The organism is Actinomadura latina NBRC 106108 (genome assembly GCF_001552195.1).
Taxonomy (GTDB): Bacteria; Actinomycetota; Actinomycetes; order Streptosporangiales; family Streptosporangiaceae; genus Spirillospora; species Spirillospora latina.
On sequence record NZ_BCQS01000005.1, the window covers coordinates 399,505 to 425,735 of the forward strand.

The 26,231-nt window shown below is 72.7% G+C and carries 20 protein-coding genes; 9 read left to right on the forward strand and 11 right to left on the reverse strand.

Going from position 1 to position 26,231, the window contains the following annotated elements; genetic code table 11:
• Window positions 1-190: 190 nt before the first annotated feature.
• Window positions 191-1,117, forward strand: a complete 927-nt coding sequence (gene lipA / locus AL2_RS08170; RefSeq protein WP_067631543.1) for a lipoyl synthase — start codon at window positions 191-193, stop codon at window positions 1,115-1,117.
• Between the two features lie 45 nt (window positions 1,118-1,162).
• Window positions 1,163-1,858, forward strand: a complete 696-nt coding sequence (locus AL2_RS08175) for a DUF4191 domain-containing protein (RefSeq protein ID WP_067631545.1) — start codon at window positions 1,163-1,165, stop codon at window positions 1,856-1,858.
• Window positions 1,859-1,909: 51 nt separating this feature from the next.
• Here AL2_RS08175 and AL2_RS08180 read toward each other — a convergent pair whose 3' ends face one another.
• Window positions 1,910-2,401 carry an RDD family protein gene (locus AL2_RS08180; protein ID WP_067631547.1) on the reverse strand — a complete coding sequence of 164 codons (492 nt, stop codon included), beginning with the start codon at window positions 2,399-2,401 and terminating at the stop codon, window positions 1,910-1,912.
• A 157-nt stretch (window positions 2,402-2,558) separates the two neighbouring features.
• Here AL2_RS08180 and glnA point away from each other — a divergent pair, with 157 nt between their 5' ends.
• Window positions 2,559-3,983: a type I glutamate--ammonia ligase gene (gene glnA, locus AL2_RS08185; RefSeq protein ID WP_067631549.1), complete on the forward strand. Its 1,425-nt coding sequence runs from the start codon at window positions 2,559-2,561 to the stop codon at window positions 3,981-3,983.
• Between the two features lie 110 nt (window positions 3,984-4,093).
• Here glnA and AL2_RS08190 read toward each other — a convergent pair whose 3' ends face one another.
• Window positions 4,094-4,903 (reverse strand): enoyl-CoA hydratase/isomerase family protein, encoded by an 810-nt coding sequence (locus tag AL2_RS08190; protein WP_067631551.1) that lies wholly within the window; start codon window positions 4,901-4,903, stop codon window positions 4,094-4,096.
• Between the two features lie 253 nt (window positions 4,904-5,156).
• Here AL2_RS08190 and AL2_RS39715 point away from each other — a divergent pair, with 253 nt between their 5' ends.
• The gene (locus AL2_RS39715) at window positions 5,157-7,292 is read left to right on the forward strand and encodes a DEAD/DEAH box helicase (RefSeq protein WP_067631553.1); all 2,136 of its coding nucleotides are present in this window, start codon (window positions 5,157-5,159) and stop codon (window positions 7,290-7,292) included.
• A gap of 27 nt (window positions 7,293-7,319) precedes the next feature.
• Here the strand turns inward: AL2_RS39715 and AL2_RS08200 are convergent, their stop codons facing one another.
• A complete protein-coding gene (locus tag AL2_RS08200) occupies window positions 7,320-8,147 on the reverse strand; it encodes an alpha/beta fold hydrolase (protein WP_067631555.1) in 828 nt (275 codons plus the stop codon).
• A 168-nt stretch (window positions 8,148-8,315) separates the two neighbouring features.
• On the opposite strand from AL2_RS08200, the gene AL2_RS08205 reads away from it, so the two are divergent.
• Window positions 8,316-8,708, forward strand: a complete 393-nt coding sequence (locus AL2_RS08205; RefSeq protein ID WP_067631557.1) for an OsmC family protein — start codon at window positions 8,316-8,318, stop codon at window positions 8,706-8,708.
• On the opposite strand, the gene AL2_RS08210 is transcribed toward AL2_RS08205, so the two are convergent.
• Window positions 8,705-10,306, reverse strand: coding sequence for an alpha/beta hydrolase (locus AL2_RS08210; RefSeq protein ID WP_083946204.1), 1,602 nt, complete (start codon window positions 10,304-10,306; stop codon window positions 8,705-8,707). The genes AL2_RS08205 and AL2_RS08210 overlap by 4 nt on opposite strands.
• Window positions 10,307-10,547: 241 nt before the next feature.
• Here AL2_RS08210 and AL2_RS08215 point away from each other — a divergent pair, with 241 nt between their 5' ends.
• The gene (locus AL2_RS08215) at window positions 10,548-11,429 is read left to right on the forward strand and encodes a phosphatase PAP2 family protein (protein WP_245666437.1); all 882 of its coding nucleotides are present in this window, start codon (window positions 10,548-10,550) and stop codon (window positions 11,427-11,429) included.
• Between the two features lie 47 nt (window positions 11,430-11,476).
• On the opposite strand, the gene AL2_RS08220 is transcribed toward AL2_RS08215, so the two are convergent.
• From AL2_RS08220 to AL2_RS08240, 5 genes are all read right to left on the reverse strand, one after another.
• Complete coding sequence (locus AL2_RS08220) at window positions 11,477-14,524, reverse strand: bifunctional [glutamine synthetase] adenylyltransferase/[glutamine synthetase]-adenylyl-L-tyrosine phosphorylase (RefSeq protein WP_067631563.1); 3,048 nt, start codon at window positions 14,522-14,524, stop codon at window positions 11,477-11,479.
• A 131-nt stretch (window positions 14,525-14,655) separates the two neighbouring features.
• Window positions 14,656-16,017: a gamma-glutamylpolyamine synthetase GlnA2 gene (gene glnA2, locus AL2_RS08225; protein ID WP_067631565.1), complete on the reverse strand. Its 1,362-nt coding sequence runs from the start codon at window positions 16,015-16,017 to the stop codon at window positions 14,656-14,658.
• Between the two features lie 150 nt (window positions 16,018-16,167).
• Window positions 16,168-16,956: an amino acid ABC transporter ATP-binding protein gene (locus AL2_RS08230; protein WP_067631567.1), complete on the reverse strand. Its 789-nt coding sequence runs from the start codon at window positions 16,954-16,956 to the stop codon at window positions 16,168-16,170.
• Window positions 16,953-17,822 (reverse strand): amino acid ABC transporter permease, encoded by an 870-nt coding sequence (locus tag AL2_RS08235; RefSeq protein WP_245666439.1) that lies wholly within the window; start codon window positions 17,820-17,822, stop codon window positions 16,953-16,955. Before AL2_RS08235 ends, AL2_RS08230 begins: the two co-directional genes overlap by 4 nt.
• Window positions 17,780-18,604, reverse strand: a complete 825-nt coding sequence (locus AL2_RS08240) for a substrate-binding periplasmic protein (RefSeq protein ID WP_067631569.1) — start codon at window positions 18,602-18,604, stop codon at window positions 17,780-17,782. The genes AL2_RS08235 and AL2_RS08240 overlap by 43 nt, the downstream gene beginning before the upstream one ends.
• A 197-nt stretch (window positions 18,605-18,801) precedes the next feature.
• On the opposite strand from AL2_RS08240, the gene AL2_RS08245 reads away from it, so the two are divergent.
• Window positions 18,802-19,803 (forward strand): terpene synthase family protein, encoded by a 1,002-nt coding sequence (locus AL2_RS08245; RefSeq protein ID WP_210748538.1) that lies wholly within the window; start codon window positions 18,802-18,804, stop codon window positions 19,801-19,803.
• Here the strand turns inward: AL2_RS08245 and AL2_RS08250 are convergent.
• Complete coding sequence (locus AL2_RS08250; protein WP_067631573.1) at window positions 19,800-20,768, reverse strand: ArsR/SmtB family transcription factor; 969 nt, start codon at window positions 20,766-20,768, stop codon at window positions 19,800-19,802. The genes AL2_RS08245 and AL2_RS08250 overlap by 4 nt on opposite strands.
• A 55-nt stretch (window positions 20,769-20,823) precedes the next feature.
• Here AL2_RS08250 and AL2_RS08255 point away from each other — a divergent pair, with 55 nt between their 5' ends.
• Complete coding sequence (locus tag AL2_RS08255) at window positions 20,824-22,083, forward strand: MDR family MFS transporter (protein ID WP_157438055.1); 1,260 nt, start codon at window positions 20,824-20,826, stop codon at window positions 22,081-22,083.
• 32 nt (window positions 22,084-22,115) lie between these two features.
• Window positions 22,116-23,900: an NAD+ synthase gene (locus AL2_RS08260; protein WP_067631575.1), complete on the forward strand. Its 1,785-nt coding sequence runs from the start codon at window positions 22,116-22,118 to the stop codon at window positions 23,898-23,900.
• A 197-nt stretch (window positions 23,901-24,097) separates the two neighbouring features.
• Here the strand turns inward: AL2_RS08260 and AL2_RS08265 are convergent, their stop codons facing one another.
• Window positions 24,098-26,209 carry a SpoIIE family protein phosphatase gene (locus tag AL2_RS08265; protein ID WP_067631577.1) on the reverse strand — a complete coding sequence of 704 codons (2,112 nt, stop codon included), beginning with the start codon at window positions 26,207-26,209 and terminating at the stop codon, window positions 24,098-24,100.
• Between the last annotated feature and the right edge of the window lie 22 nt (window positions 26,210-26,231).

Genomic DNA, 26,231 nt, shown 5'->3' on the forward strand with positions numbered 1-26,231 from the left:
CGACAGGGAGTCACCCTAGAGAGATCCACTGTCGACCATGGCCGAAACACGCGAATACGCCAGTGAAACGGGGTACTGTCATACGTTCGAGATCGCTCCGATACGGCATTGAGGCCCTGCTCGCCGGGGGGCCGCGGGGGGCGTCCCGGGCGGTGTGCCGCACCGGAGATCGCGACGTAGTCTGGGACCCGTGACGACGGTGACACCTGAGGGACGCAAGCTCCTGCGCGTCGAGGCGCGCAACAGCCAGACCCCGATCGAGCGCAAGCCCGAGTGGATCAAGACGCGGCTGAAGATGGGCCCGCAGTACCGCGAGCTCAGCGGCCTGGTGAAGTCCGAGGGCCTGCACACGGTGTGCCAGGAGGCCGGCTGCCCCAACATCTACGAATGCTGGGAGGACCGGGAGGCCACGTTCCTCATCGGCGGCGACCAGTGCACCCGGCGCTGCGACTTCTGCCAGATCGCCACCGGCAAACCGGAGGCGCTCGACCGGGACGAGCCGCGCCGCGTCGCCGAGTCCGTCGCGAAGATGGGCCTGAAGTACGCGACCGTCACCGGCGTCACCCGCGACGACCTGGAGGACGGCGGCGCCTGGCTGTACGCGGAGACCGTCCGGCAGATCCACGCGGCGATCCCCGGATGCGGCGTCGAGCTGCTCATCCCGGACTTCAACAACGATCCGGAGCAGCTCGCCGAGGTCTTCTCGTCCCGGCCGGAGGTGCTCGCGCACAACATCGAGACCGTTCCGCGGATCTTCAAGCGGATCCGGCCCGGGTTCCGCTACGAGCGCTCCCTGGAGGTCCTCACCAACGCCCGCGCGGACGGCCTCGTCACCAAGTCGAACCTGATCCTCGGCATGGGCGAGACCCGCGAGGAGGTCTCGCAGGCGCTGCGCGACCTGCACGAGGCCGGCTGCGAGCTGGTGACGATCACCCAGTACCTGCGGCCGAGCCCCCGCCACCACCCGGTCGAGCGGTGGGTGAAGCCGGAGGAGTTCGCGGAGCTGTCGGCGGAGGCGGAGGAGATCGGGTTCGCGGGCGTCATGTCCGGGCCGCTCGTCCGGTCCAGCTACCGCGCCGGCCGCCTCTACAAGCAGGCGATCGAGGCGCGGGCGTAGCCGGGGTTGTCGGGTCGGGCGGCCGACCCGACTATCCTTGGATTCATGTCGAAAAAGCCCACGGACGGTGCCCAGGAGCGTCCGGGCCGTCTCAAGCAGATCCGCATGGTCGCCCAGGTGCTCCGCCAGGCAGACCCGAAGGCCCTGCCGATCGTGGTCGCCTCGGCGATCGGCACCCTGGTCGTCGTCATCGTCGTCGGGCTGATCGCCGGCCAGCTGTGGTTCTTCGTCCCTCTCGCCGTCCTGGCCGCGGTCGCGGTCGGCATGATCGTCTTCGGCCAGCTGGCGCAGCGCGCCCAGTACAAGGTGATCGCCGGGCAGCCGGGCGCGGCCGCCGCGATCCTGAAGAACATGCGCGGCAACTGGGCGGTCACCGAGGCCGTCAGCGGCAACCGCAACCTCGACATGGTCCACCGCGCGGTGGGCCGTCCCGGCGTGGTGCTGGTGTCGGAGGGTCCCCGCAACCGCGTCGGCCCGCTGCTCGGCGCCGAGAAGAAGCGCATCTCCCGCGCCGCCCAGCAGGTGCCGATCTACGACGTGCAGGTCGGGGACGACGAGGGCCAGATCCCGGTCAGCAAGCTGCAGCGCCACCTGATGAAGCTGCCCCGCAACCTCAACAAGGGTCAGGTGGCCGAGCTGAACGACCGGCTCCAGGCGCTCCCCCGGTCGATGCAGATGCCGAAGGGCCCCATCCCGAAGGGCGCGAAGATGCCGAAGGGCCCGAAGCCGAAGATGCGTTGAGCCGATCCGCCGGGGAAGAGCGCCCCCGCGGGGGCGCTTTTCTCGTCCGGTCTAGATGTTGACGACGATCGTCCCGGCGGCGCGGTCGTGCAGGCCCCGGTAGTCGCGGTCCCAGAAGAGCGCGGGGAGGACGAGGAGCAGCAGCGCCGTCCTGGCCAGGCTCCGGCCGATCCCGACGAAGGACCGCCCGTCCAGCCGCGCGACGCGGATGCCGCAGAGCCGCTTGCCGATCGTCACGCCGAGGAACGCGGTCAGCACCCACGCCTGCACCCCGAAGATCCCGAGCGTCGCCATGCTGCGCTCGGGCGGATCCCACCCGAGCCCGCGCGCCAGCAGGCTCGCGACCAGCATCGACAGGCCCCAGTCGACGAACAGCGCGACGAGCCGCCGGCCGTAGGAGGCGACGGCGCCGCTGCCGCTCGCCGGCAGCCCGAGCCGCTCGCCGGGCCGGCCGAGGTCGGCGCCCGCCGCCCCCGCGCCGCTCAGCCACGTCTGCGTCCACCGGGGGCGGGCCGCCTGCTGCCGCCCCTTGCCACTGCTCATGGCCCCTACGCTATCCCGTCCCCCGGGGCGTTCCGCCGGACCTGCGCCGCACCGGCCGGGAGTGACGCGTAACACAGCGGAAACATATGGGACACGGCCGGGAAACGGCGCCGCCGTAGCTTTCCGGAGTAGCCGAGATGCGCCTTGAGGAGGCCGGATGTTCAACAGCGCCGAAGAGGTCCTGAGCTATATCAGGAACGAGGACGTGCGGTTCGTCGACTGCCGGTTCGTGGACCTGCCCGGCAAGATGCAGCACTTCACGTTCCCCGTGGAGAGCTTCGGCGAGAGCGTCTTCACCGAGGGGCTGATGTTCGACGGCTCGTCCGTCCGCGGCTTCCAGGAGATCCACGAGTCGGACATGCTCCTGCTCCCGGACCCGTCCACCGCCGTCGTCGACCCGTTCCGGCAGCACAAGACCCTGAACCTGAACTTCTTCGTCCACGACCCCCTCACGGGCGAGCCGTACAGCCGCGACCCGCGCAACGTGGCGAAGAAGGCGCAGGACTACCTGCGCGGCACCGGCATCGCCGACACCTGCTACTTCGGCCCCGAGGCCGAGTTCTACATCTTCGACGACGTCCGCTTCGAGACCAGGCAGAACGCCGGCTACTACTACCTCGACTCGGTCGAGGGCGCCTGGAACACCGGCCGCGAGGAGCCCGGCGGCAACCTCGGCGCCAAGCCCCCCTACAAGGGCGGCTACTTCCCCGTCCCGCCGATGGACCACTACACCGACCTCCGCTCGGAGATGGTGTCGCAGCTGCTGAACGTCGGCATCCACGTCGAGATGCAGCACCACGAGGTCGGCACCGCCGGCCAGGCCGAGATCGACTTCCGCTTCGACACCCTGCTGAAGACGGCCGACCAGCTGCAGCTCTACAAGTACATCGTCAAGAACGTCGCGCGCGCCGCCGGCAAGACCGTCACGTTCATGCCGAAGCCGATCTTCGGCGACAACGGCTCCGGCATGCACTGCCACCAGTCCCTCTGGAAGGACGGGTCCCCGCTCTTCTACGACGAGGTCGGCTACGCGGGCCTGTCCGACAACGCCCGCTACTACATCGGCGGCCTGCTGAAGCACGCCCCGTCACTGCTGGCGTTCACGAACCCGACCGTGAACAGCTACCACCGCCTCGTCCCCGGCTTCGAGGCCCCGGTCAACCTGGTCTACTCGCAGCGCAACCGGTCGGCCTGCATCCGCATCCCGATCACCGGCTCGAACCCGAAGGCCAAGCGCGTCGAGTTCCGCGTCCCGGACCCGTCCTGCAACCCGTACCTGGCCTTCTCCGCCATGCTGATGGCCGGCCTGGACGGCATCCGCAACAAGATCGAGCCCGCCGAGCCGGTCGACAAGGACCTCTACGAGCTGCCGCCCGAAGAGGCCCGCGCGATCCCCCAGGTCCCCGGCAGCCTCCCCGAGGTCCTCGCGGCCCTGGAGGCCGACCACGACTACCTCCTTGAGGGCGGCGTCTTCACCCCCGACCTCATCGAGACCTGGATCACGATGAAGAACGAGTTCGAGATCGACCCGATCCGCCTCCGCCCGCACCCCCACGAGTTCGAGCTCTACTACGACATCTGATCGGCCAGAGGCGCGCTGACGTGGCATCACGTCAGCGCGCCTCTGCCTGTTTCCGGCTCTGTTCCGCTTGGGCGCCGCCGACGTCGTCACCGCCGCCCTTCCCGGGGCCGTCAGGGGGTCGGGGGGTGGGCGGACGGGAAGCGGGGCGCGCGCTTCTCGCGGAGCGCGGCGGCGCCCTCGACGACGTCGGGGCCGAGGAAGCCGAGCATCTCGTACGCGGCGGACTGCTCGAAGATCGGACCGGCCATGCGCAGCCAGCCGTTGAGGGCGCGCTTGGTCCAGCGGATCGCCGGCTGCGAGCCGGCCGCGAGCGTCTCCGCGACGCGCAGCGCCTCCGGCAGCACCTCCGCGCGCGGGACGGCCTTGCTCACGAGGCCGATCCGCTCGGCCTCGGCGCCGTCGATCATCTCCCCGGTCATCAGGTAGTAGCGGGCCTTGGCCATGCCGACCAGCAGCGGCCAGATGATGGCCGCGTGGTCGCCGGCGGCGACGCCCAGCTTCACGTGCCCGTCGCCGATCCTGGCGTCCCGCGCGCAGATGGAGATGTCGGCCATCAGCGCCACCACCGTCCCCGCGCCGACCGCGACCCCGTTGATCGCCGAGACCACCGGCTTCTCGCAGTTGACGATGTTGTAGACGAGGTCGCGCATCTCCCCCAGCATGTGCGACACGCGGTCGTGGTCGCCGGTCATGCGCTCCACCATGCCGAGGTCGCCGCCCGCGGAGAACGCCTTGCCCGCGCCGGTCACCACCGCGACCCGGGTCTCCGGGTCGGCCGACACGTCCGTCCACACGCGCGCCAGCTCGGTGTGCATCCGCTCGTCGGCGGCGTTGTACTTCTCCGGCCGGTCCATCGTGATCAGCAGGACCCCGTCCGCCGGCCGCTCGAACCGCAGGTGCTCGTACTCCGTGTACTTCATCGCTCTGTTCCTCCCTGAGCTCATCGCCGGACCGCCGCGGACACCGGCGGCCTGCCCGGTCACGAAGCCTGCCTCGTCGGACCCCGGGGACGCCACCACGCAAGGGTCCATGACTGCGAACTCGCGAGCCGCGGTGCGGAGTATTCTCCCGGCCGGGACATCTAGTGGTGGCGGCGCTGCGGTCGGGGCGAACGCCCGCGGCCGCAGTGATCCCCTGTGAGCCGCAGGAAGAGTGGATCGGCGAGGGAACGGGATGACGGACGAGGCCAAGGACGTCCTGCGGGGCGGGTACGCGCTGCTGGACGCCGCGCGCGACCTCGTCGCCGACCACCGGCGCGCGCTCGCGGAGGTGCACGCGGCGCTGGCGCCGCTGCGGGCGGAGGCGGCGCGGGAGCAGCTCGGGTCGATCCCGCTGGCGCGGCTGAAGGACGTGACCGACGGGCGGCTGCGGCTCGGGCCGCTGGAGGAGGCCGGGTTCACGAGCGTCGCGGACGTCCTGGCGGCGGCGCCGTACCGGCTCCAGTTGCTGCCGGGCATCGGGCCGCAGACCGCGCAGCAGCTGCACGCGGCGGCGGGCAGCCTGGCGGAGGCGGCGGAGCGGTCGGCGACGGTGCGGATCGACGTCGAGCGGCGGGACGAGGCGATGACGCCCGTCGTCGTCGCGCTGCAGCGGCTGGTGAACGCGGGGCCGGAGCTGCCGCGCGCGCGGATCGCCGCCGAGGAGGTCGACGAGCGGTTCGCGCCGCTGGTGCACGACGCGCGGCCGGCCGGGTCGTGGTGGCGGCGGCTCATCGCCGGGCAGGCGAAGCGGGAGCGGGCGCGGCAGGCCATCGGCGAGCTGGCGAAGGCCCTCGACGGCGAGGGACGGCGCGGCACCAGGCTGCTGATCTCGCAGGCGTCGGTGGATCTGCTGCGCCCCGACGCCTCCCCGGACGAGGCGTGGATCGACTTCGAGCTGCGCGCGTCCGACTACCAGACCCTGCTGGCCGAACTGGCGGCGCTGGACCCCGAGCGGGGCGCCGCCGAGGGGTTCCTGCCGGGCGACCTGGCGGCGCGGGTCAAGGCGCAGCCGCTGGACGACACCCACCGGCGCGTGTCGCTGCGCGGGTACCAGTCGTTCGGGGCGCGGTTCGCGCTCGTCCAGGGCCGGGTGATCCTGGGCGACGAGATGGGATTGGGTAAGACGATCCAGGCGATCGCCGCGATCGCCCATCTGCGGGCCGGGGGCGCCACGCACTTCCTGGTCGCCTGTCCCGCGAGCGTGCTGATCAACTGGGTGCGGGAGATCGAGACGCGCAGCACGATGGCCGCGCATCCGCTGCACGGTCCGGGACGTGCGGCGGCGCTCAAGAAGTGGGCCGGGGACGGCGGCATCGCCGTGACGACGCTCTCCACCCTCCACTCCCTCGACGTTCCGCCGGATCTCCAGATCGGGATGTTCGTGGTGGACGAGGCGCACTACGCCAAGAACCACGAGACCCGCCGTGCGCAGGCCGTCGCCCGCTGGTGCCGGCGGACCGGGCACGTCCTGTTCCTCACCGGCACGCCGATGGAGAACCGGGTGGAGGAGTTCCGCAGCCTGGTCGCCCATCTGCGGCCCGAGGTGGCCGAGCAGGTCCGGCCGAGCGACGCGGCGGTGGGCGCGCGGGCGTTCCGGTCGGCGGTGGCGCCGGTCTACCTGCGCCGCAACCAGCGGGACGTGCTCGTCGAGCTGCCCGAGGTCGTGCACGTGGACGAGCTGGAGGAGTTCAGCCGGGCCGACGCGGCGGCCTACCGGCGGGCGGTGGCGGACGGCAACTTCATGGCGATGCGCCGCGCCGCGTACGCCGTCCCGAAGCGGTCGGCGAAGCTCGACCGGCTGAAGGAGCTGGTGGACGAGGCCGCCGAGAACGACCTGAAGGTGGTGGTGTTCTCCTACTTCCGGGATGTCCTGGCGACCGTCCGGGCCGCGCTCGGCCCGGAGGCGCGCGGCCCGATCGCGGGTGACACCCCGGTCGCGCGGCGGCAGGAGATCGTGGACGCGTTCACCGCCGAGCCGGGGCACGCCGTCCTGCTGGCGCAGATCCAGGCGGGCGGGGTCGGCCTCAACCTGCAGGCGGCGTCGGTGGTGATCCTCTGCGAGCCGCAGGTGAAGCCGACGATGGAGGCGCAGGCGATCGCCCGCGCGCACCGGATGGGGCAGGTCCGGACGGTCCAGGTGCACCGGCTGCTGACTCCGGGCAGCGTGGACGAGCGGATGCTGGAGATTTTGCAGGTCAAGTCCATGCTGTTCGACCAGTACGCGCGGCGCAGCGATCTCGCGGAGCGGACGCCGGACGCGGTGGACATCTCCGAGCAGGCCCTCGCGCGGCAGATCGTCGCGGAGGAGCAGGAACGGCTCGGGACCTAGCGCCGGTCCCGAGCCGTCGTCGGCGCGTCAGCTCCGCAGGAAGTCCAGCAGGTCCTGGGTGAAGCGCTCCTTGTGGCCCGGCACCAGCGCGAGGCCGTGCGAGGCGCCCTCGTAGACCTTCAGGGTGGCGTTGGGAATGATCTGCGCGGTCTTGCGGGCGGTCGCGTCGATCGGGACGATCTGGTCGTCGTCGCCGTGCACGACGAGCGTCGGGATGTCGAACTTGCCCAGATCCTCGGTGAAGTCGGTCTCGGCGAACGCGGTCACGCAGTCCACCCCCGCCTTGATGCTCTCCTGCATCGCCATGAACCAGAACGCGTCCCGGTTGCCCTGGGTCGCCGCGGAGCCGGGCCGGTTCGCGCCGAAGAACACCTCGGAGGTGTCCTTCCAGAACTGCGACCGCTCCGCCAGGATGCCCTTCTTGATGTCCTCGAACACCTGGGCGGGCACCCCTTCCGGGTTGGCGTCGCTCTGCATCATCACCGGCGGGATCGCCGACAGCAGCACCGCCTTGGACACCCGGCTCGTGCCGTGCCGGCCGATGTAGCGGGCCAGTTCGCCGCCGCCCATCGAGTGCGCGACCAGGACGACGTCCCACACGCCGAGCGCGTCGATCAGGTCGCTCAGGTCGTCGGCGAACGTGTCGAAGTCGTAGCCCCGCCACGGCTGGGACGAGCGGCCGTGCCCCCGGCGGTCGTGCGCGATGGCGCGGTAGCCGGCGTCGGCGACCGCCTTCAGATGGTCGTCCCACGCGTCGGCGTTCAGCGGCCAGCCGTGGCTGAAGATGACCGGCTGCCCCTGCCCCCAGTCCTTGTAGTAGATCTCCGAGCCGTCGCGTACCTTGATGTGACCCATCGGTCCCCCCGAAGCGATGATGTCGTGCATTCCGGCGGCGGCCCGGTCTGCGGCCGCCCTACGCCGCGCGTACCCCGTGACCGCCCGTGAAACGCGGATCGGCCGGGGAAGAACGCGCCCGGACGCCGTGTTCACGTGGGCGGACACCGGACGATCAAAGGGGATGCCATGGCCGAGGTCAGGGTGGAGCGCACCGGGGACGGGTTCCAGGCCGTCAACGCGCGGGGTGCGAAGGTCGCCATCGGCGACGGGGACACCGAGGGCGCCTTCACTCCCGTCGAGCTGCTGCTGGCGGCGCTCGGCGGCTGCGAGCTGGTCACCGTGGAGCCGCTGACCGCGCAGCGCGGGCACCGGATGGCGCGGCTCGCCGCGACCGTCCAGGCCGACAAGGTCGCGACGAGCACGCTGGGCACGATCACGGTCGCCTACGACGTCGAGCTCCCCGAGGGCGACGAGAAGGCGGAGGACGTGCTGAAGGCCGTGGCCGCGCGCGTCCACGAGAGGTACTGCACGGTCGGCGAGGCCCTGCGGGAGCCGAAGAAGGTCGAGCAGATCGTCTAGCCGCAGACGGCGCCGGCGGCGGGCAGCGCGCCGCGCAGGAGGTAGGCGTTGACGGCCTCGCGGACGCACGGGTCGCCCGTGTCGTAGGCGCCGTGCCCCTGCCCGCGCAGGGTGAGGAGCGTGGCCCTGCCGCCGAGTTCCCGCGTCAGGGCGGGCGCCCACGCGTAGGGGGTGGCCGGGTCGCCGGTGGTGCCGACGACGAGGATCGGCGCGGCGGACGGCGCCGACACCTCGCGGGCCGCCGCGTCGCCCGGCACCGGCCAGCCGGTGCACTGGAGCAGGCCCCACGCCATCGACGTCCCGAAGACCGGTGAGGCGTCGCGGAACTTCGGCAGCAGCCGGCGGACGTCGGCGGGGATGGGGCGGTCGGGGGTGTCGGCGCAGGTGATGGCGGTGTTGGCGGCCGACAGGCTGCCGTACGTGCCGTCCTGTCCGCGGCCGTTCCGGGCGTCGGCGAGCATCAGCAGCAGCGACCCGTCGCGGCGTTTCAGCGCGTCCACGAGGCCCTGGGCGAGGTACGGCCAGGCGTTCCGGGAGTACAGCGCGGCGGCGACGCCGGTCGTGCCGAGGCTCTGGGTGAGTTCGCGGCCGGACGAGGTGGGGAGCGGCCTCCGGTCGAGCCCGGCGAGGATCCGGCCGGTGGACGCGGCGACCGACGGGCCGTCCGCGCCGAGCGGGCACGCCTTGCGGCCGAGGCGGGCGCAGGCGGCGGCGAAGCCGCCGAGGGCGCGCTGGAACGCGGCGGCCTGCTGCAGGGCGAGGTCCACACTGCCGATCCCGGTGTCGACGGCGCCGTCGAGGACGGCCCGTCCGACGGAGCCGGGGAACTGGTGGGCGTAGACGCCGCCGAGCCAGGTGCCGTAGGAGATGCCGAAGTAGCGCAGCTTCCCGTCGCCGAGCGCGATGCGGATCATCTCCATGTCGCGGGCCGCGTTGACGGTGCCGACGTGGGGCAGCAGGTCGCCTGAGCGTGCCTCGCACTGCCGCACGTAGCCGGCGCGGGCGTTGATGTAGGCGGTCTCCTCGGCGGTGGTGTCGGGGCTGTCGTCGATGGCGGCGAGCTTGTCCAGGCTGCGGTCGCTCACGCACCGGACGTGGGTGCTGCGTCCGACGCCGCGAGGGTCGAAGCCGATCAGGTCGTACCGGGTGCGCAGGTCGCCGTACCGGCCGGCGACCTGCGCGAGGGTGTCGACGCCGGCGCCTCCGGGCCCGCCGAAGTTGAACAGCAGCGAGCCGATGCGGTGCCGCCGGTCCGTCGCCGGCACCTTGACGAGGGCGAGGCCGATCTTCGCGCCGGACGGCGCGGCGTAGTCGAGCGGCACCCGGAGCGTCGCGCACCGGAGGCCGGCCGGCGCGGGTCCGGCCCCCGGCGGCGGGGACGGCAGCCCGGTGCAGCGCTTCCAGGCCGGCGGCCGGACGGGGGGCGCGAGGACGGGCCGGGTCAGGGACACGGTGCGGGACCTGCTGATCGCCGCGCGGGGCGCGCGGGCCGTCGTGTGCCGCTGTCCAGTCGTTCTTGAGAGGGAGATCAGTCCGGAAACGGCCAGCGCAGCGGCGGACAGCAGCGCAATGCCGGATATGGCCCGATACTCGACCATTCGTCCCCCTGTTCGAGTCGCGGGGGGCGATCGGGACCTACCCAGGGCCTCCTATGCTGACTCCTGATCAACTCCATAGGCTCCGCGCGAGGGAAGAGTGAGGAGGGATCCGCCCGGCGTCCCCGAGGCCCCTCCCCCGAAAGTCCGGATGCCGCATCAGGGTCGTACTACTCAAGGCTGAGATGAAGACCATTCATTGCGGTGATCTCATTCAGGGGGCCCCGAGGCAAAGATAGGTAGCATGGCTCAACCCGCCCCCCCAGCAGCCCGCAGAGGCCAGGCCGCCGCGAGAATGCGGTACCGGGTGGTCACCGCGCCACCGGTCTGGCGTGAGCTCCTGCTGGTGGTCCTCTTCTACACCGGGTATACGCTGACGCGCATCGTCCTGGTTCAGGACGGCACCGGCCCGGCGTTCGCCCACGCGGAAGAGATCCTGCGCTTCGAGCAGTACCTGGGGCTGGACGTCGAGCTGCACCTCAACCACACGCTGCTGGCCGAGCCGTGGCTGGCGCGCACCGCCAACATCTTCTACGCGACGATGCACTTCATCGTGACCTTGGGCATCGTCGTCTGGCTGTACCGCTACCGGCCGCAGCACTACCGGTGGCTCCGCGCCTCCATCATGATCGCCACCGGGGTGGCGCTGATCGGCTTCTGGCTCTACCCCCTCGCCCCGCCGAGGTTCCTGCACAGCGAGGGCTTCGTCGATCCGGTGACCGCGCTGCACTCGCTCGGCCTGTACGCCAGCGACGCGTCCGGGAGCCTGACCAACCAGTACGCGGCGATGCCGTCGATGCACGCCGGCTGGTCGCTGTGGTGCGGGATCATCCTGGTCAGGCTGGCGACGCAGCCGTGGGCGAAGATCCTCGGCGCGCTCTACCCGGCGACGACCGTGTTCGTGATCCTGTCCACCGCCAACCACTACGTCCTGGACGCGGTGGCGGGGATGGCGCTGATCGGCGGCGCGCTCTGGGTGTCGTGGCTGCTCTACATGCGCTGCCCCGCGCCGCTCATCATCGCGCGGGCCCGCATCTTGCACCGGCTCGCGCAGCGCACCGGGCGCGGCGCGAGCCGCTCCGGGGCGGCCGGGTCCGCCGCCACGTGCCGGGCCAGCCGGCCGTGACCGGCGTACTCGCCCGGTAGTACGCCTACGACTCTGGTAGTAGTCCCTCACTCCGCCCCGTAGAAGACCCGGTCGACGACGGCCCGCGCGCGGCGGGTGTGCCGGCGGTAGTCCTCCAGCAGGTCCCCCGGCCCCGGATACCCCAGGACGCGGGTGACGGCACTGCGCTCCCGGCGGTGGTCGGTCGGCAGCAGGTCGGACGCGCGGCCCCGCACCAGCATGATCGAGCCCCTGATGCGGGTGGCCAGGCACCACGCCTCCGCGAGGACCTCGGCGTCGCCGGCGTCCAGCAGCCGGGCCCCGACGGCGGCGTCCAGCGCGTCCAGCGTGCGGGTGGTGCGCAGCCCCGGGACGTCGTGCGCGTACTTGAGCTGCAGGAGCTGCGCGACCCACTCCACGTCGGCGAGGCCGCCCGGCCCCAGCTTGGTGTGCAGCCGCCGCTCGACGCCGCGCGGCAGCCGCTCCGACTCCATCCGCGCCTTCAGCCGCCGGATCTGCCGGACGGCGTCCTCGCCGATGCCGCCCTCCGGCCAGCGGACCGGGTCGATCAGCGCCCGGAACCGGTCGCGCAGCCCCGCGTCCCCGATCAGCGGGTCCGCGCGCAGCAGCGCCTGCGCCTCCCACGGCTCCGACCAGCGGGCGTAGTACGCGGCGTAGGACGCCAGCGTCCGCACCAGCGGGCCCTGCCGGCCCTCCGGGCGCAGGTTCGGGTCGATCTCCAGCGGCGGGTCGGGCGCGGGCAGCGCGAGGAGCCGGCGCAGCTCCTCGGCGACGGCGTGCGCGGCGCGCCCGGCGGCCGCCTCGTCCGCGCCGGGCAGCGGCTCGTGCACGAACATCACGTCGGCGTCGCTGCCGTAGCCGAGCTCGTGCCCGCCGAACCGGCCCATCGCGACGACGGCCAGCCGGGTCGGCAGCGGCGACCGCGACTCCATCTCGATCTTGTTGACGGCGGCCTGCAGCGCGGCCTCGATCGTGACGGTCGCGATGCCGGTGAGGGCGTCCCCGACCGCCCGGACGCCGGCCAGGCCGAGCAGGTCGGCGACCGCGACCCGGAACAGCTCCCGGCGGCGCAGCCCGCGCACCACCCCGACCGCCTCCTCCGCCGGCCGGCTCCCCTCGGCATGCCGCCGGACGGCGGCCAGGGCCTCCGCGCGCAGCGCCTCCTCCGGGCGCGGGGCCAGGTCGCCCTCGCCGCCGAGCAGCGCGACCGCCTCGGGGGCGCGCAGCAGCAGGTCGGTGGCATAGCGGCTGGAGCCGAGCACCCACGCCATCCGCTCGGCGACCGTCACCTCGTCCCGCAGCAGCCGCAGATACCAGGGCGTCGTGCCGAGCGCGTCGCTGACCTGCCGGAACCCGAGCAGCCCCGCGTCCGGGTCGGGCGCGTCGGCGAACCAGCCGAGCATCACCGGCAGCAGCGTCCGCTGGATCGCGGCCCGCCGCGAGACGCCCGCCGACAGCGCCTCGATGTGCCGGAGCGCGCCCGCCGGGTCGGCGTAGCCGAGCGCCTCCAGCCGGGTCCGGGCGGCCTCCGGGGTGAGCCGCGCCTCCTCCCCCGGCAGCCGCGCGACGGCCCGCAGCAGCGGCCGGTAGAACAGCTTCTCGTGGATGCGGCGGACCTCGCGCGCGTGCCGCCGCCACAGCGAGGTGAACTCCCCCACCGGGTCGGTGCGCAGGCCGAGCGCCCGGCCGAGGCGGCGCAGGCCGTCCTCGTCGTCCGGGACGAGATGGGTGCGGCGCAGCCGGTGCAGCTGGACGAGGTGCTCCACCCGCCGCAGGAACCGGTACGCCGAGGTCAGCGCCGCCGCGTCGTCGCGCCCGACGTAGCCGCCCCGCGACAGGTCGGCGAGCGCGGTGAGCGTGCCGCGGGCCCGCAGCGTCTCATCGGCGCGGCCGTGCACGAGCTGGAGCAGCTGCACCGAGAACTCGACGTCGCGCAGCCCGCCCGGCCCCAGCTTCAGCTGCCGCTCGGAGTCGGCGGTCCGCTGGTTCAGGTCGGCCTCGACGCGGCGGCGCATCGCCTGGACGTCCTCGACGAAGCTCTCGCCCTCGGCCGCCTTCCACACGATCGGGGTGATCATGTCGACGTAGCGGTCGCCGAGATCGGCGTCCCCGGCGACGGGGCGGGCCTTCAGCAGCGCCTGGAACTCCCACGTCTTCGCCCACCGCTCGTAGTAGGCGCGATGGCTGGCGAGGGTCCGCACCAGCGGCCCGGCCTTGCCCTCCGGGCGCAGCGCCGCGTCGACCTCCCAGAGCGCGCCCTCCTCGGTACTCGCCGAGCACGCCCGCATCATCGCCGACGCCAGCCGCGTCGCGGTGCGCAGCGCGGCGTCCTCGCCCGCCACCCCACCGTCGCGCGGCTCCGCCACCCCACCGTCGCGCGGCTCCGCCACGAAGATCACGTCGACGTCGCTCACATAGTTCAGCTCGCGGCCCCCGGCCTTGCCCATGCCGATCACGGCGAGCCGGCACGTCCCGTGCTCGGGGACGCCGGCGCGGGCGATCGCGAGGCCCGCCTCCAGCGCGGCGGCGGCGAGGTCGGCCAGCTCGGCGGCGACCTCGGCGACGTCCGCCGCGCCGATCAGGTCGCGCCCGGCCAGCGCGAGCAGCCGCCGGCGGTAGGCGACGCGCAGCGCGACGAGGGAGTCCCCGCCGGCCACTGGCTCGTCCGCGGACGGGTCGGCGCCCACGGCGGCCAGCAGTTCCGCGCGGGGGTCTCCCTCCGGTGGCGGTCCGTCGCGCAGCACCCGCCAGTGGTCCGGGTGCCGGGCCAGGTGGTCGCCGAGCGCGGCGCTCACGCCGAGGACGGCGGTCAGCCGCTCCCGCGTCCCCGGCTCGGCGGCGAGGGCCGCGCGCAGCTCACCGGCCACGCCCTTCTCCTCGGCGGACGCGAGCAGGCGCAGCAGCCCGTCCAGCGCGAGGTCGGGGTCGGCGGTGCCGCCGAGGGCGTCGAGCAGCTCATCGGCGGGACGCGACCCGGTGCCGCGCTCGGCGTCCCGCAGCAGCCACTCGGCCCGCGCCGCGTCGGTGAAGCCGAGCCGCGCCAGGCGCCCGGCAAGTGAGGAGGAACGGCGTTCGGGCGTCCGGGACTCGGTCACAGGTCAACCGTAAACCGGAGGGGCGTCGAGCGGTGCTCGTCCGTTGAATGGCGGTGGGTGGGGGCTGGAGGACGGGCGTCGAGCGGTGCTCGTCCGTTGAATGGCGGTGGGTGGGGGCTGGAGGACGGTGGTCAGAGCACCGCCAGCAGCCGCTTGCGCTCGAACTCGGTCACCTGCCGGCGGTAGTCCTCCCACTCCTGCCGCTTGTTGCGCAGGAAGAAGTCGAACACGTGCTCGCCGAGGACGTCCGCCATCAGCTCGCTGCGCTCCATCGCGTGGATCGCGTCGTCGAGGTCCTGCGGCAGCGGCTCGATGCCGAGGGCACGCCGCTCGGCGGGGGTCAGCGCCCACACGTCGTCCTCCGCGCCCGGCGGCAGCTCGTAGCCCTCCTCGATGCCCTTCAGCCCGGCGCCGAGGATCGCCGCGAACGCCAGATAGGGGTTCGCGGCGGTGTCCAGCGACCGGAACTCGATGCGGGTCGAGTGGCCCTTGTGCGGCTTGTACATCGGGACGCGGACGAGCGCCGACCGGTTGTTGTGCCCCCAGCAGATGTAGGACGGGGCCTCTCCCCCCGCGCCGGCGGCCGACCCGACGTTGCCCCACAGCCGCTTGTAGGAGTTGACCCACTGGTTGCACACCGCGGTGATCTCCGCCGAGTGCCGCAGCAGCCCGGCGATGAACGCCCGCCCGACCTTGGACAGCTTGAACTCCGCGCCCGGCTCGTAGAAGGCGTTGCGGTCGCCCTCGAACAGCGACATGTGCGTGTGCATGCCCGAGCCGGGGTGCTCGGTGAACGGCTTCGGCATGAAGGACGCGTTCACGCCCTGCTCCAGCGCGACCTCCTTCATCACCAGCCGGAACGTCATGATGTTGTCGGCGGTGGTGAGCGCGTCCGCGTACCGGAGGTCGATCTCCTGCTGGCCCGGGGCGCCCTCGTGGTGGCTGTACTCCACCGAGATGCCCATCGCCTCCAGCATCATGATCGCGTTGCGCCGGAAGTCGTGCGCGGCGCTGTGCGGGGTGTGGTCGAAGTAGCCGCCGGAGTCGGCGGGCTCGGGCTCGCGGCCGTCCTCCGGCTTGTCGTTGAGCAGGAAGAACTCGATCTCGGGATGGGTGTAGAAGGTGAACCCGAGGTCGGCGGCCCGCGACAGCGCCCGCTTCAGGACGTAGCGGGGGTCGGCGAAGCTCGGCGTCCCGTCCGGCATGAGGATGTCGCAGAACATCCGCCCCACGCCGGGCGACTCCGAGCGCCAGGGCAGCACCTGGAAGGTCGACGGATCCGGCTTGGCGATCATGTCGGCCTCATAGACCCGGGCGAAGCCCTCGATCGCCGACCCGTCGAAGCCGATGCCCTCGCCGAACGCGCCCTCCAGCTCGGCGGGGGCGACGGCCACCGACTTCAGGAACCCGAGCACGTCGGTGAACCACAGCCGGATGAAGCGGATGTCGCGCTCCTCCAGCGTGCGGAGCACGAACTCCTGCTGACGGTCCAATGCCTTCTCCCTCGGTACTGCCCTGCCGGTGTCATGGGGCGGGGGGACGCATGCCGGCCGCGAGAGACGGTCCGGCTACCTCGCAGTATGCCCGGTCGCTGTTACCGCGACGTTACGTCCGGCCTTTCCCGCTGACGGGAAGATATCCGACTACTCGCCCTCCCCGATCCGCGCGGCGGCCGGATCGAGGACGCGGGACAGGAACGTCCTGGTCCGCTCGTGCGCCGGATCGGCGATCACCCGCTGCGGCGGGCCCTCCTCGACGACCACGCCGCCGTCCATGAACACCACCCTGTCGGCGACCTCCTGCGCGAAGCTCATCTCGTGGGTGACGACGAGCATCGTCATCCCCGCCTCGGCGAGAGAGCGCATCACGCCGAGCACGTCGCCGACCAGTTCGGGGTCGAGGGCGGACGTCGGCTCGTCGAACAGCATCACCTCCGGGCCCATCGCCAGCGCGCGGGCGATCGCCACCCGCTGCTGCTGGCCGCCGGACAGCTGCGCCGGATAGGAGCCGACCTTGTCGGCGAGCCCGACCCGCTCCAGGTTCTCCCGCGCGATCTTCTCGGCCTCCGCCTTGTCCCGCTTCAGCACCTTCCGCTGCGCGATCATGACGTTGCCGATCGCCGTCAGGTGCGGGAACAGGTTGAAGGACTGGAACACCATGCCGATGCGGCGGCGGACGGCGTCGATGTCCACCTCCGGGTCGGTGACGTCGGCGCCGGCGACCCGGATCGTTCCGGCCGACGGCTCCTCCAGCAGGTTGACGCAGCGCAGCAGCGTCGACTTGCCCGACCCGGACGGGCCGATCACGCAGACGACCTCGCCCCGCTCGACGTGGAAGTCGATGCCGCGCAGCACCTCGTTCGCCCCGAACGACTTGCGCAGGCCCGTGATCTCGATCGCGTTCGCGTTCGTCCCCGTGTCGAGGGTCGTCATCGCTGCCCCCTGCGCTGCCGCGCCTCCAGCCGCCGGGCCAGCAGGCTCAGCGGGATCGTGATGATCAGATAGCAGATCCCGGCCACGATGATCGGGGTCGTGTTGCCCTGCTCGCCCGCGAGGTCGCGGCCGAACTTGGTGAGCTCGCGCTGCTCCAGCGTGATGCCGAGGAACAGCACGAGCGAGGAGTCCTTGCAGAGCAGCACCAGCTCGTTCGTGAGCGGCGGGATGATGATCCGGAACGCCTGCGGGATGATGATCGACCGCATCGCGCGGGCGCGGGACATGCCGAGCGAGCGCGCCGCCTCCATCTGCCCCTTGGGGACGGCCTCGATCCCGGCCCGGATCGTCTCCGCCATGTAGGCGGTCGCGGCGAGCCCGAGCGCCAGGCCCGCCTGCCCGGCGGCGCCGCCCGGGATGTTCGTGCCGGGGAAGGCCAGCGGCACGCCGACGCCCACGAAAATGAAGATCAGCAGCAGCGGCAGGCCGCGGAAGATCTCGATGTAGGTGGTGGCGAACCACCGGTACGGGGCGACGGACGACAGCCGCATCAGCGCCACGACCAGCCCGCCGCCGAGCCCGAGGCCGAACCCGACCGCGGTGTACACGGCGGTGTTGCGCAGCCCGACGGTGATGATGTCGGGGAACAGGCTCTTCGCGACCTCCCAGTTCGCGAAGTTGAGCCGCAGGGTGCCCCAGTCGGCCAGCAGCACGACCAGGACCACGACCAGCGCGAAGACCCCGTACTGCCCGCCGAGCGACAGCTGCCGGCGGCGCCGGCGGGACATACCGCCCGGCGCCGCCGCCCCGATCGGCTCCGCGGTCACGAGCCGCCGCCGGCGCCCGCGGGCATCGGACCGATCCACTTCTCGTAGATCTTCTTGTAGGTGCCGTCCGACTTGGCCTGCGCGATCACCTGGTCGGTGAGCTTGACCAGCTCGGGGTTGTGGCCCTTGCGCATCCACATGCCGTACTGCTCACCGGTGTTCAGGTTCGCGACGATCTCGTACGCGGAGTTCGCCGGGTCCTTCAGCCAGCCCTTGACGACCGGGTCGTCCTGCACGATGACGTCGACCTGGCCGGTGCGCAGCCCGTTGAGCTCGGCGTTGGAGTTGTCGAACGAGCGCGGGTCGAAGCCCTTGCCCTTGACGTAGTCCTCACCGGTCGTGCCCGCCTGGGAGCCCAGCTTCAGCTTCTTGGCCTTCACGTCGTCCAGCGAGGCGACGCCGCCGCCCTTCTTCGCCATCAGCGACTGGGTGGCGTCGAAGTACGGGTCGGAGACGTCCATGAACTTCACCCGGTCGGGCTTGATCGTCATGCCGCCCATCTGGATGTCGCACTTGCCGGCGTTCAGCGCCGCGCCCGTCTTCATCGTCTCGAACGGGGTGTCGACGACCTTCTGCGTGACGCCGAGCTTCTTCGCGACGAGGTCGATGATGTCGACGTCGAAGCCGACGACCTTGCCCGACTTCTTGTCCTCCGACTGGAACGGCGGGTACGGCAGGTGGGTGCAGGACGTCAGCGCGCCCTTCTCGATGAGTTTCACGCCCTGCACGGTGGCGCCCTCGTCGCCGCCGCACGCCGACGCCGTCAGCGCCAGGGCCGCCAGGCCGGCGCCCAGTGCCCATCGCACGGTCCCTCTGGACACTCTTCCTCCTGTTTTCGGCGTGTTGCTGATCAACGAACTATCGCATGCCGCACCGGCACCCGGCAGGGGCCACCGGACGGGACGGACATGACCGCTCCCGGAGATCCGTTTCCCGGAAATTGACGTGGCGATCATGGTCGCTCGACGAAGTGATCATTAGCGTGGTCAGTGCCGTGGACATCTCTCTTCTTCTCTCGATGAGCGACCGGGTGCCCGCGCTGGCGACCCCGTCGGCGATGCACCCGGAGTCGTGGCGGCTGTGCGCGCAGGTGGAGGCCTGGGCGCGCGGCCGAGGCCTGGTGCTCGGGGATCCGGACACCTCGCCGCTCGGCCGGGCCCGCTGCGAGCGGCTCGCCGCCCGCGTACTGCCGTCCGCCGACCTCGCCGGCGTGGACCTGTTCGCGCGCTGGCTGGTCTGGACGCTCGCGCTGGACGACACCATGGACCATCCGCCGCTCGCCGACAGCGGCAGCGCCGTGCACGCGCTGTACGACGACCTGCTGCGCGCGATGCGGCGCGGCCACGCCCGGCCGGGCGCTCGGCCGCTGGAGGCGGCGCTGGTGGAGCTGTGGCACACCACCTCCAAGGACATGAGCCGCGACTGGCGGCGCAGGTTCATGCTGCAGCTGGAGTCGCACCGGGACGGGTGCGCGGAGGAGTCGGTCAACCGCCGGATCCGGCACGTCCCGACGGAGGCGCAGTACGCGCCGCTGCGCCGCCGGGCGTGCGGGCCGTTCATGTACGACCTGGTCGAGCCCGTCCTCGGCGTCGAACTGCCGGCGCGGCTGCTGCGCACGCCCCGCTGGAAGGTCCTCGCCGACGGCGTCGCCGACGTCGTGGCCTGGTCCAACGACCTCGCCTCGCACGACCTGGAGTCGGCCCGCGGCGACGTCCACGACCTGCCCGCCGTGCTGTCCCGCGCCCGCGGGCTGGACGCCGGCCAGGCCGCCGCCGCGGTCGCCGAGAAGATCGTCGACCGGCTGGAGGAGGCGTGGACGGCGGCGCGGCGGCTGCCGGAGATGCTGGACCGGCTGGAGTTGACCGTCGCGCAGCGCGCCGCCGCCGCGCAGGTCGTCAAGGTGCTGCTGGACACTCCGCGCGCCCACCTCGACTGGCTCGCCGAGTCCGGCCGCTACGAGCGGGAGTCGGCGCCCGGCAGCGGCACGCTGCGGCTGGACGCGCTCGCCTCGCTGCGCTAGCCGCCGGCGAGGGCGTCGCCGGCGGGGGTGCGGGCGTACAGGACGCGGCGGCCCATGCGGTGCCCGGTGACGAGCCCGCAGGCGCGCAGCACACCGAGGTGCTGGCTGACCGCGCCGGGCGTCACGCCCAGCCGCCCGGCCAGGTCGGTCGTCGACGCGGGCCGGGCCAGCGCGGCGAGCAGTTCGGCGCGGCGCCGGCCGACGAGCGCGGCGAGCGCGTCCGACCTGGGCGCGGCCGGCCGGCCGCTCTCCCAGAGCGTCGCCACGCCGCGCGGCGGATAGCTGAGCATCGGCTGGTAGGGCGGCACCATCACCGACACGTCCGGCCACACGAACGCGCTGGGGACGAGCAGCATGCCGCGTCCGGCGAGTTCGCCGCGGAAGCTCCAGGGCCGCTCCACCGACAGCGTCCCCGCACGCCAGGCGACGGTCTGGTGCAGGTCGCCGAACACCCCGGCCGTACCCTGCGCGGTGAGGGCGCGCGTGCGCCGCAGGACGTCGCCCTCCAGCAGGTCGGTGATGCGCGGCCACCACGGCTCGACGGCGGCGGCCCAGTACCGTTCGAGGAGGCCGGCGAGCATCCGGAGGGTGCGCTCGGGGTCGGCGGCCATCGCCGCGCGGCGGCGGCCGGACCGCTGCGCCCGGTCCACCCGCAGCAACTCGGACGCGACCACGTCCGGCGGGGTGGCGAGGACGGTCTCCAGCTCGGCGGCGAGGTCGGGCAGCGGGGTCTCCGGCGGCGGGGTCAGGAAGTCGGGCGCGTACCCGGTGGGCGGGACGACCTCCAGCAGCGGCCCGAGATCGAGGCCGCGCAGCCGGGGCCGGACGGCGTGCACCCACGGCAGGTGCAGCGCGTGCCCGGACGGGTCGCCGAGCACCCGCAGGCTCAGCACCATCTCCCACAGCGGCGAGAACGCGAACCGGACGCGGGCCACGTCCTCCGGCGCGAATACGAACTCGATCATTTAGTCCAGGCTAAATGATTACCGCACATCGCGCGGACCGCCCACCATCGTGCGAGTGACCACTCTGGACGACACTCCTGCCGCGCCCGCACCGGGCAGGATCGCGGCGTTCCTGCGTCCGCGCGTCGGCGGCTTCCCCCGGCCGTTCTGGGTGCTGTGGGCGGGGACCCTGCTCAACCGGCTCGGCACCATGGTCGAGCCGTTCCTCGGCCTCTACCTGACGACCGTGCGGGGGTTGTCGCTGGCGCAGGCCGGCCTGGTGATGGCGGTGCTCGGCACGGGCTCGCTCGGCGGCCAGATCGCCGGCGGCGTACTCGCCGACCGGCTCGGCCGGCGCGCGACGCTGACGCTCGCGACCGTCGGCACCGGCGCGGCGATGCTCACGCTCGGCTACGCCCAGGGGATCGCCGCGATCGTCGCGGCGGCGCTGCTGCTCGGCGTCCTGCTGGACATGTACCGGCCGGCCGCGCAGGCGATGGTGGCCGACATCATCTCCCCCGCCGAGCGCCCGCGCGCGTTCGGGCTGCTGTTCTGGGCGATCAACCTCGGCTGGGCGGTCGCGATGGTCCTCGGCGGGACGCTCGCGCAGCAGGGCTTCCTGTGGCTGTTCTGGATCGACGCGCTCACCTGCGCCGGGTTCGGGCTGCTGGTGTGGCGGGCCGTCCCGGAGACGCGGTCGCGGGACGTCCGCGACGAGCGGCGCGGCGGGTTCGGGCAGGCCCTCCGCGACCGGGTCATGGTCGGGTACGTGCTGGTCACGCTCGTGTACACCTTCGTCCTCATGCAGGGGATGACGACGATGCCGCTGGCCATGAGGGAGGACGGGCTCGGCCCGCAGGCCTACGGCCTCGCGATCGCCGCGAACGGGGTGCTGATCATCATCGTCCAGCCGCTGGTGAACGCGTGGCTGGCCCGCCGCGACCACAGCCTGGTGATGGTCGCCGGGTTCACCCTCGTCGGGGTCGGCTACGGGCTCACCTCGCTGGCCTCGACGGTGGCCGCCTACACCGCGACGATCCTGGTGTGGACGCTCGGGGAGATCACGGCGGCGTCCGTCCTGCAGGCGGTCGTCGCCGACCTCGCGCCCGCGGATCTGCGCGGCCGGTACGGCGGCCTGTACGGGATGGCGTGGTCGGGCGGCTTCCTGCTGGCGCCGCTCGGCGGAACCCAGCTGCTCGGCGCCGGCGGGGCGTCCGCACTGTGGCTGACCTGCGCGGGTCTCGCCCTCGTCGCGGCGGCGGCGCAGCTCGCGCTGGCCCCCGCGGTCAGGCGCCGCAGTGCCGCCGCGCTCGACACGCACTTCTCGTCAAAGTGACGAAACCGCCTCCGGCGTTCTACCCTGGGAGGGTGGCACAGCTCAGGATCGCGCTCGCGCAGGTGAACCCGACCGTCGGCGACCTCGACGGCAACGCCGATCTGATCGTGGAATGGACCCGGCGCGCCGCCGACGCGGGCGCGCACCTGGTCGCCTTCCCCGAGATGATGCTGACCGGCTACCCGGTGGAGGACCTCGCGCTCCGCGCGTCCTTCGTCGAGGCGTGCCGGCGGGCCCTGGACCGGCTCGCCCGCCGGCTCGCCGGCGAGGGCCTCGGCGACCTGCCCGTCGTCACCGGCTACCTCGACCGCCGGACGGTCGGGCTCGTCCGGTCCGGGCAGCCCGCCGGGGCGCCGCTCGACGCCGCCGCGTGGCTGCACAACGGCGAGGTGCTGGTCCGCTCGGCCAAGCACCACCTCCCCAACTACGGCGTCTTCGACGAGTACCGCATCTTCGTGCGCGGCGACCGGCTGCCCGTCGTCCGCGTCCACGGCGTCGACGTCGCCACCGTCATCTGCGAGGACCTCTGGCAGGACGGCGGCCCGGTCAGCGTCACCTCCACGTCCGGCGCGGGGCTGCTCCTGTCCATCAACGCCTCCCCCTACGAGCGCAACAAGGACGACGTCCGCCTCGACCTGTGCGCCGAACGCGCCCGCGAGGCCGGCTGCGCCCTCGCCTACGTCAACATGGTCGGCGGCCAGGACGAGCTCGTCTTCGACGGCGACTCCGTCATCGTCGGCCCCGACGGCACACCGCTCGCCCGCGCGCCCCAGTTCGCCGAGCACCTCCTCGTCGCCGACCTCGCGCTGCCCTCCGCCGACGCGTCCACCGAGCCCGGCCGCACGCCCGTCGACGCCCTGGACGGCACCACGATCACCATCGACCGGCACGTCCTCACCCCGGACCCGCTGCCCGCCTACACGGTGCTGCCGCAGACCGCCGCCGAGCCCATGAACGACCTCGCCGAGATCTACGCGGCCCTGGTCCTCGGCACCCGCGACTACGTCCGCAAGAACGGGTTCCGCTCGGTCGTCCTCGGCCTGTCCGGCGGCATCGACTCGGCGCTCGTCGCCACCATCGCCTCCGACGCGATCGGCCCGGAGAACGTGCACGCAGTCCTGCTGCCGAGCCGCTACTCCTCCGAGGGCTCCGTCGTGGACGCCGAGGAGCTCGTCAAGCGCCAGGGCGTCAACTCCCGCATCGTGCCCATCGCCGACATGGTGGAGGCGTTCGAGAAGCACCTCGACCTGCACGGCCTCGCCGAAGAGAACCTCCAGGCCCGCATCCGCGCCAACGTCTGGATGGCGCTGTCCAACGAGCACGGCCACCTCGTGCTGACCGGCGGCAACAAGAGCGAGCTCGCCACCGGCTACTCCACCCTCTACGGCGACTCCGCCGGCGGCTTCGCCCCCATCAAGGACGTCTTCAAGCTCACCGTCTGGGACCTCGCCCGGTGGCGCAACGCCCAGGCCGGCGCCGGCCTGCCGTTCCTGCACCCGTTCGCGCACGAGCCCATCCCCGAGGCGATCATCGTCAAGGAGCCGTCCGCCGAGCTGCGCCCCGGCCAGCGCGACCGCGACTCCCTGCCCGAGTACGGCGTCCTCGATCCGGTGCTGGCCGACTACGTCGAACGGGACATGGGCCGCGAGGCGCTCATCGCCGCCGGCCACCACGCCGACCTGGTCGACCGCGCCATCCGCCTGGTCGACATCGCCGAGTACAAGCGCCGCCAGTACCCGCCCGGCCCCAAGATCACCCCGAAGAACTTCGGCCGCGACCGCCGCCTCCCCATCACCAACCGCTGGCGCGAAAAGTAGCACGGCCCTCCCTCAGCTCGAACCCCAACCGCCACCACGGGCATGCCCGCGGAGGGCGCCCAGCGCCCGGAGCGGGCATGCCCGCCGAGCCGGGCGACCGCAGCGACACCGGCAAACCCGCACGGTCACAACACACCGAAACAGTGGCGTGAGGATCGACCGGCTCGTGACGGGGTTCCAGGGGGGCGCCCCCTGGGCTAACCGCGGTGGTGGTTTTCGCCGGGCCAGGTCTCCTCGGGCCAGGTGGGGACCTGTTCGGAGGCGTCCGGGTCGACGCCGGGGACGATCTGCTCGCACCAGACGACCTTGCCGGCGGCGGTGCGGCGGGTGCCCCACCGGTGCGCGAGCTGGCTGACGACGAGGAGGCCGCGGCCGTTCTCGTCGTCGTCCTCGGCGCGGCGCAGGCGGGGCAGCGCGGCGGACCGGTCCAGTACCTCGCAGACGAGGGTGCGCTCCATGAGGAGGCGCAGCTCGATCGGGCCGGGAGCGTAGCGGAGCGCGTTGGTGATGAGCTCCGAGGCGAGGAGCTCGGTGGTGTAGTCGAGCTCCTCCAGGCCCCACTCCTCCAGCCGGGACCGGACGAGGCCGCGGGCGCGGCGGACGGCGGCCGGGTCGGCGGGCAGCGTCCAGGACGCGTACTGGTCCTCGGGGAGGCGGCGCAGCCGGGCGATGAGGACGGCGATGTCGTCGCGGTGCTGGTCGGCGTAGACGCCCGCGAGGGTCGCCTTGGCGAGGTCCTCCATGGGGCGGTCGACGGAGTCCGGGCCGAAGATCTTCTGCAGGCGGGCGAGGCCGTCGTCGATGTCGCGGCCCCGGTTCTCGACGAGGCCGTCGGTGTAGATGACGAAGAGGCTGCCGTCCTCGACGGTGAACTCGCGGCTCTCGATGGCGGCGCCGCCCGCGACGCCGAGCGGCGGGGCGGGCGGGACCTGCAGGTACTCGTTGTCGCCGGTCGGGCCGGCGAGCAGCGGCGGCAGGTGCCCGGCGGACGCGATCTCGATCGTGCCGGTGGTCGCGTCGTACACCGCGTACACGCAGGTGGCGAAGTGCGGCTCCTGCTCGCCGAGCTCGATCATCAGCTCGTGCATGACGTGCAGCGCGTCGGCGGGCGGCAGTTCCAGGTTCGCGAGCGTGTGCAGCGCGGTGCGCAGCCGGCCCATGGTGACGGCGGCGCGGACGCCGTGCCCGGCGACGTCCCCGACGATCAGCGCGACGCGGGCGCCGGGCAGCGCGATCGACTCGTACCAGTCGCCGCCGACCTCGACGAGCTTGCTGCCGGGCAGGTAGCGGTGCCGGACCTCGACCGAGGACGGCGCCGACAGCCGCAGCGGCAGCAGGCTGCGCTGCAGCGCGAGGGCGGTGGAGCGCTCGCGGCTGAACTGGCGGGCGTTGTCGATGACGATCGCGGCGCGGGCCGCGAACTCCATGCCGATCTCGACGTCGTAGGCGTCGAACTTGCGGAACCCGGGGACGCGGGTGCAGGCGATGAAGCCGAGCAGGGTGTCGCGCGCGATCATCGGCAGCAGCACCATCGACACGTCGGACAGCAGCTCGCCGGCCGGCCCGCGCCGCCACAGCCGGCCGATCTCGCTCGCCGCGTCCAGGGTGATGTGCGGCAGGTGGACGGGCCGGGCCGTCTCCATCACCTGGCGGTACGGGGTGCCCTCGGGGAACACGAGCACCTCGCCGACGGGGAACGTGGACGTCCACGCCGGGTTGCCGTCGTCGGAGGTGACCGCGATGCGGCGCAGCACCGCCGAGCCGGACTCGCTGTGCACCTCGTCGGAGGCGACCAGGCTCTCCAGCACCAGCACGGACGCGGCGTTGCAGTAGTGCGGGACGACCACGTCGACGAGGCCGCGGGCGGACTGGTCGAGGTCGAGGGACGCGCCGAACCGGGTGAGCTGGTCGTCCATCAGCGCGCGGCGCATGAGGGACGGGTCCTGGTAGCGCTCGCTGGGCGGCAGCTCCACCCGGACGAACAGCAGCGCGGCGGGCGCGGCGGACGCGTCGCCGCCGACCATCGGCTGCACGGTGACGAGGGCGTTGCCGGACCCGCCGTCGGCGCGCAGCACGGTCATCACGCCGTTGCGCTCCTGGTCGCCGACCTCCAGGAGGGCTTCGAGCTCGGCCTTGGCCTCGTCCCCCACCAGGTCGGTGGCGGGACGGCCGATCAGCTCCTCGGGCGCCCGGCCGAGGACCGACCGGGCGTTCGGCCCGCACTGGACGATCCGCCTGGCCCCGTCGATGCCCAGGACCAGGGTCCGGGACGCCGAATCGGTGGCGGGCGCATCGCCTCGCGGCGCCATGACGGATCTCACCTGACGCGCT

Coding starts and splice junctions, on each gene's coding strand:
- AL2_RS08250 (WP_067631573.1), bottom strand. CDS start 20,768: ATGATCGAGTTCGTATTCGCGCCGGAGGACGTGGCCCGCGTCCGGTTC.
- AL2_RS08205 (WP_067631557.1), top strand. CDS start 8,316: ATGGCCGAGGTCAGGGTGGAGCGCACCGGGGACGGGTTCCAGGCCGTC.
- AL2_RS08230 (WP_067631567.1), bottom strand. CDS start 16,956: ATGACGACCCTCGACACGGGGACGAACGCGAACGCGATCGAGATCACG.
- AL2_RS08190 (WP_067631551.1), bottom strand. CDS start 4,903: ATGAAGTACACGGAGTACGAGCACCTGCGGTTCGAGCGGCCGGCGGAC.
- AL2_RS08175 (WP_067631545.1), top strand. CDS start 1,163: ATGTCGAAAAAGCCCACGGACGGTGCCCAGGAGCGTCCGGGCCGTCTC.
- glnA (WP_067631549.1), top strand. CDS start 2,559: ATGTTCAACAGCGCCGAAGAGGTCCTGAGCTATATCAGGAACGAGGAC.
- AL2_RS08215 (WP_245666437.1), top strand. CDS start 10,548: ATGGCTCAACCCGCCCCCCCAGCAGCCCGCAGAGGCCAGGCCGCCGCG.
- AL2_RS08200 (WP_067631555.1), bottom strand. CDS start 8,147: ATGGGTCACATCAAGGTACGCGACGGCTCGGAGATCTACTACAAGGAC.
- AL2_RS39715 (WP_067631553.1), top strand. CDS start 5,157: ATGACGGACGAGGCCAAGGACGTCCTGCGGGGCGGGTACGCGCTGCTG.
- AL2_RS08210 (WP_083946204.1), bottom strand. CDS start 10,306: ATGGTCGAGTATCGGGCCATATCCGGCATTGCGCTGCTGTCCGCCGCT.
- AL2_RS08245 (WP_210748538.1), top strand. CDS start 18,802: ATGAGCGACCGGGTGCCCGCGCTGGCGACCCCGTCGGCGATGCACCCG.
- AL2_RS08265 (WP_067631577.1), bottom strand. CDS start 26,209: ATGGCGCCGCGAGGCGATGCGCCCGCCACCGATTCGGCGTCCCGGACC.
- AL2_RS08180 (WP_067631547.1), bottom strand. CDS start 2,401: ATGAGCAGTGGCAAGGGGCGGCAGCAGGCGGCCCGCCCCCGGTGGACG.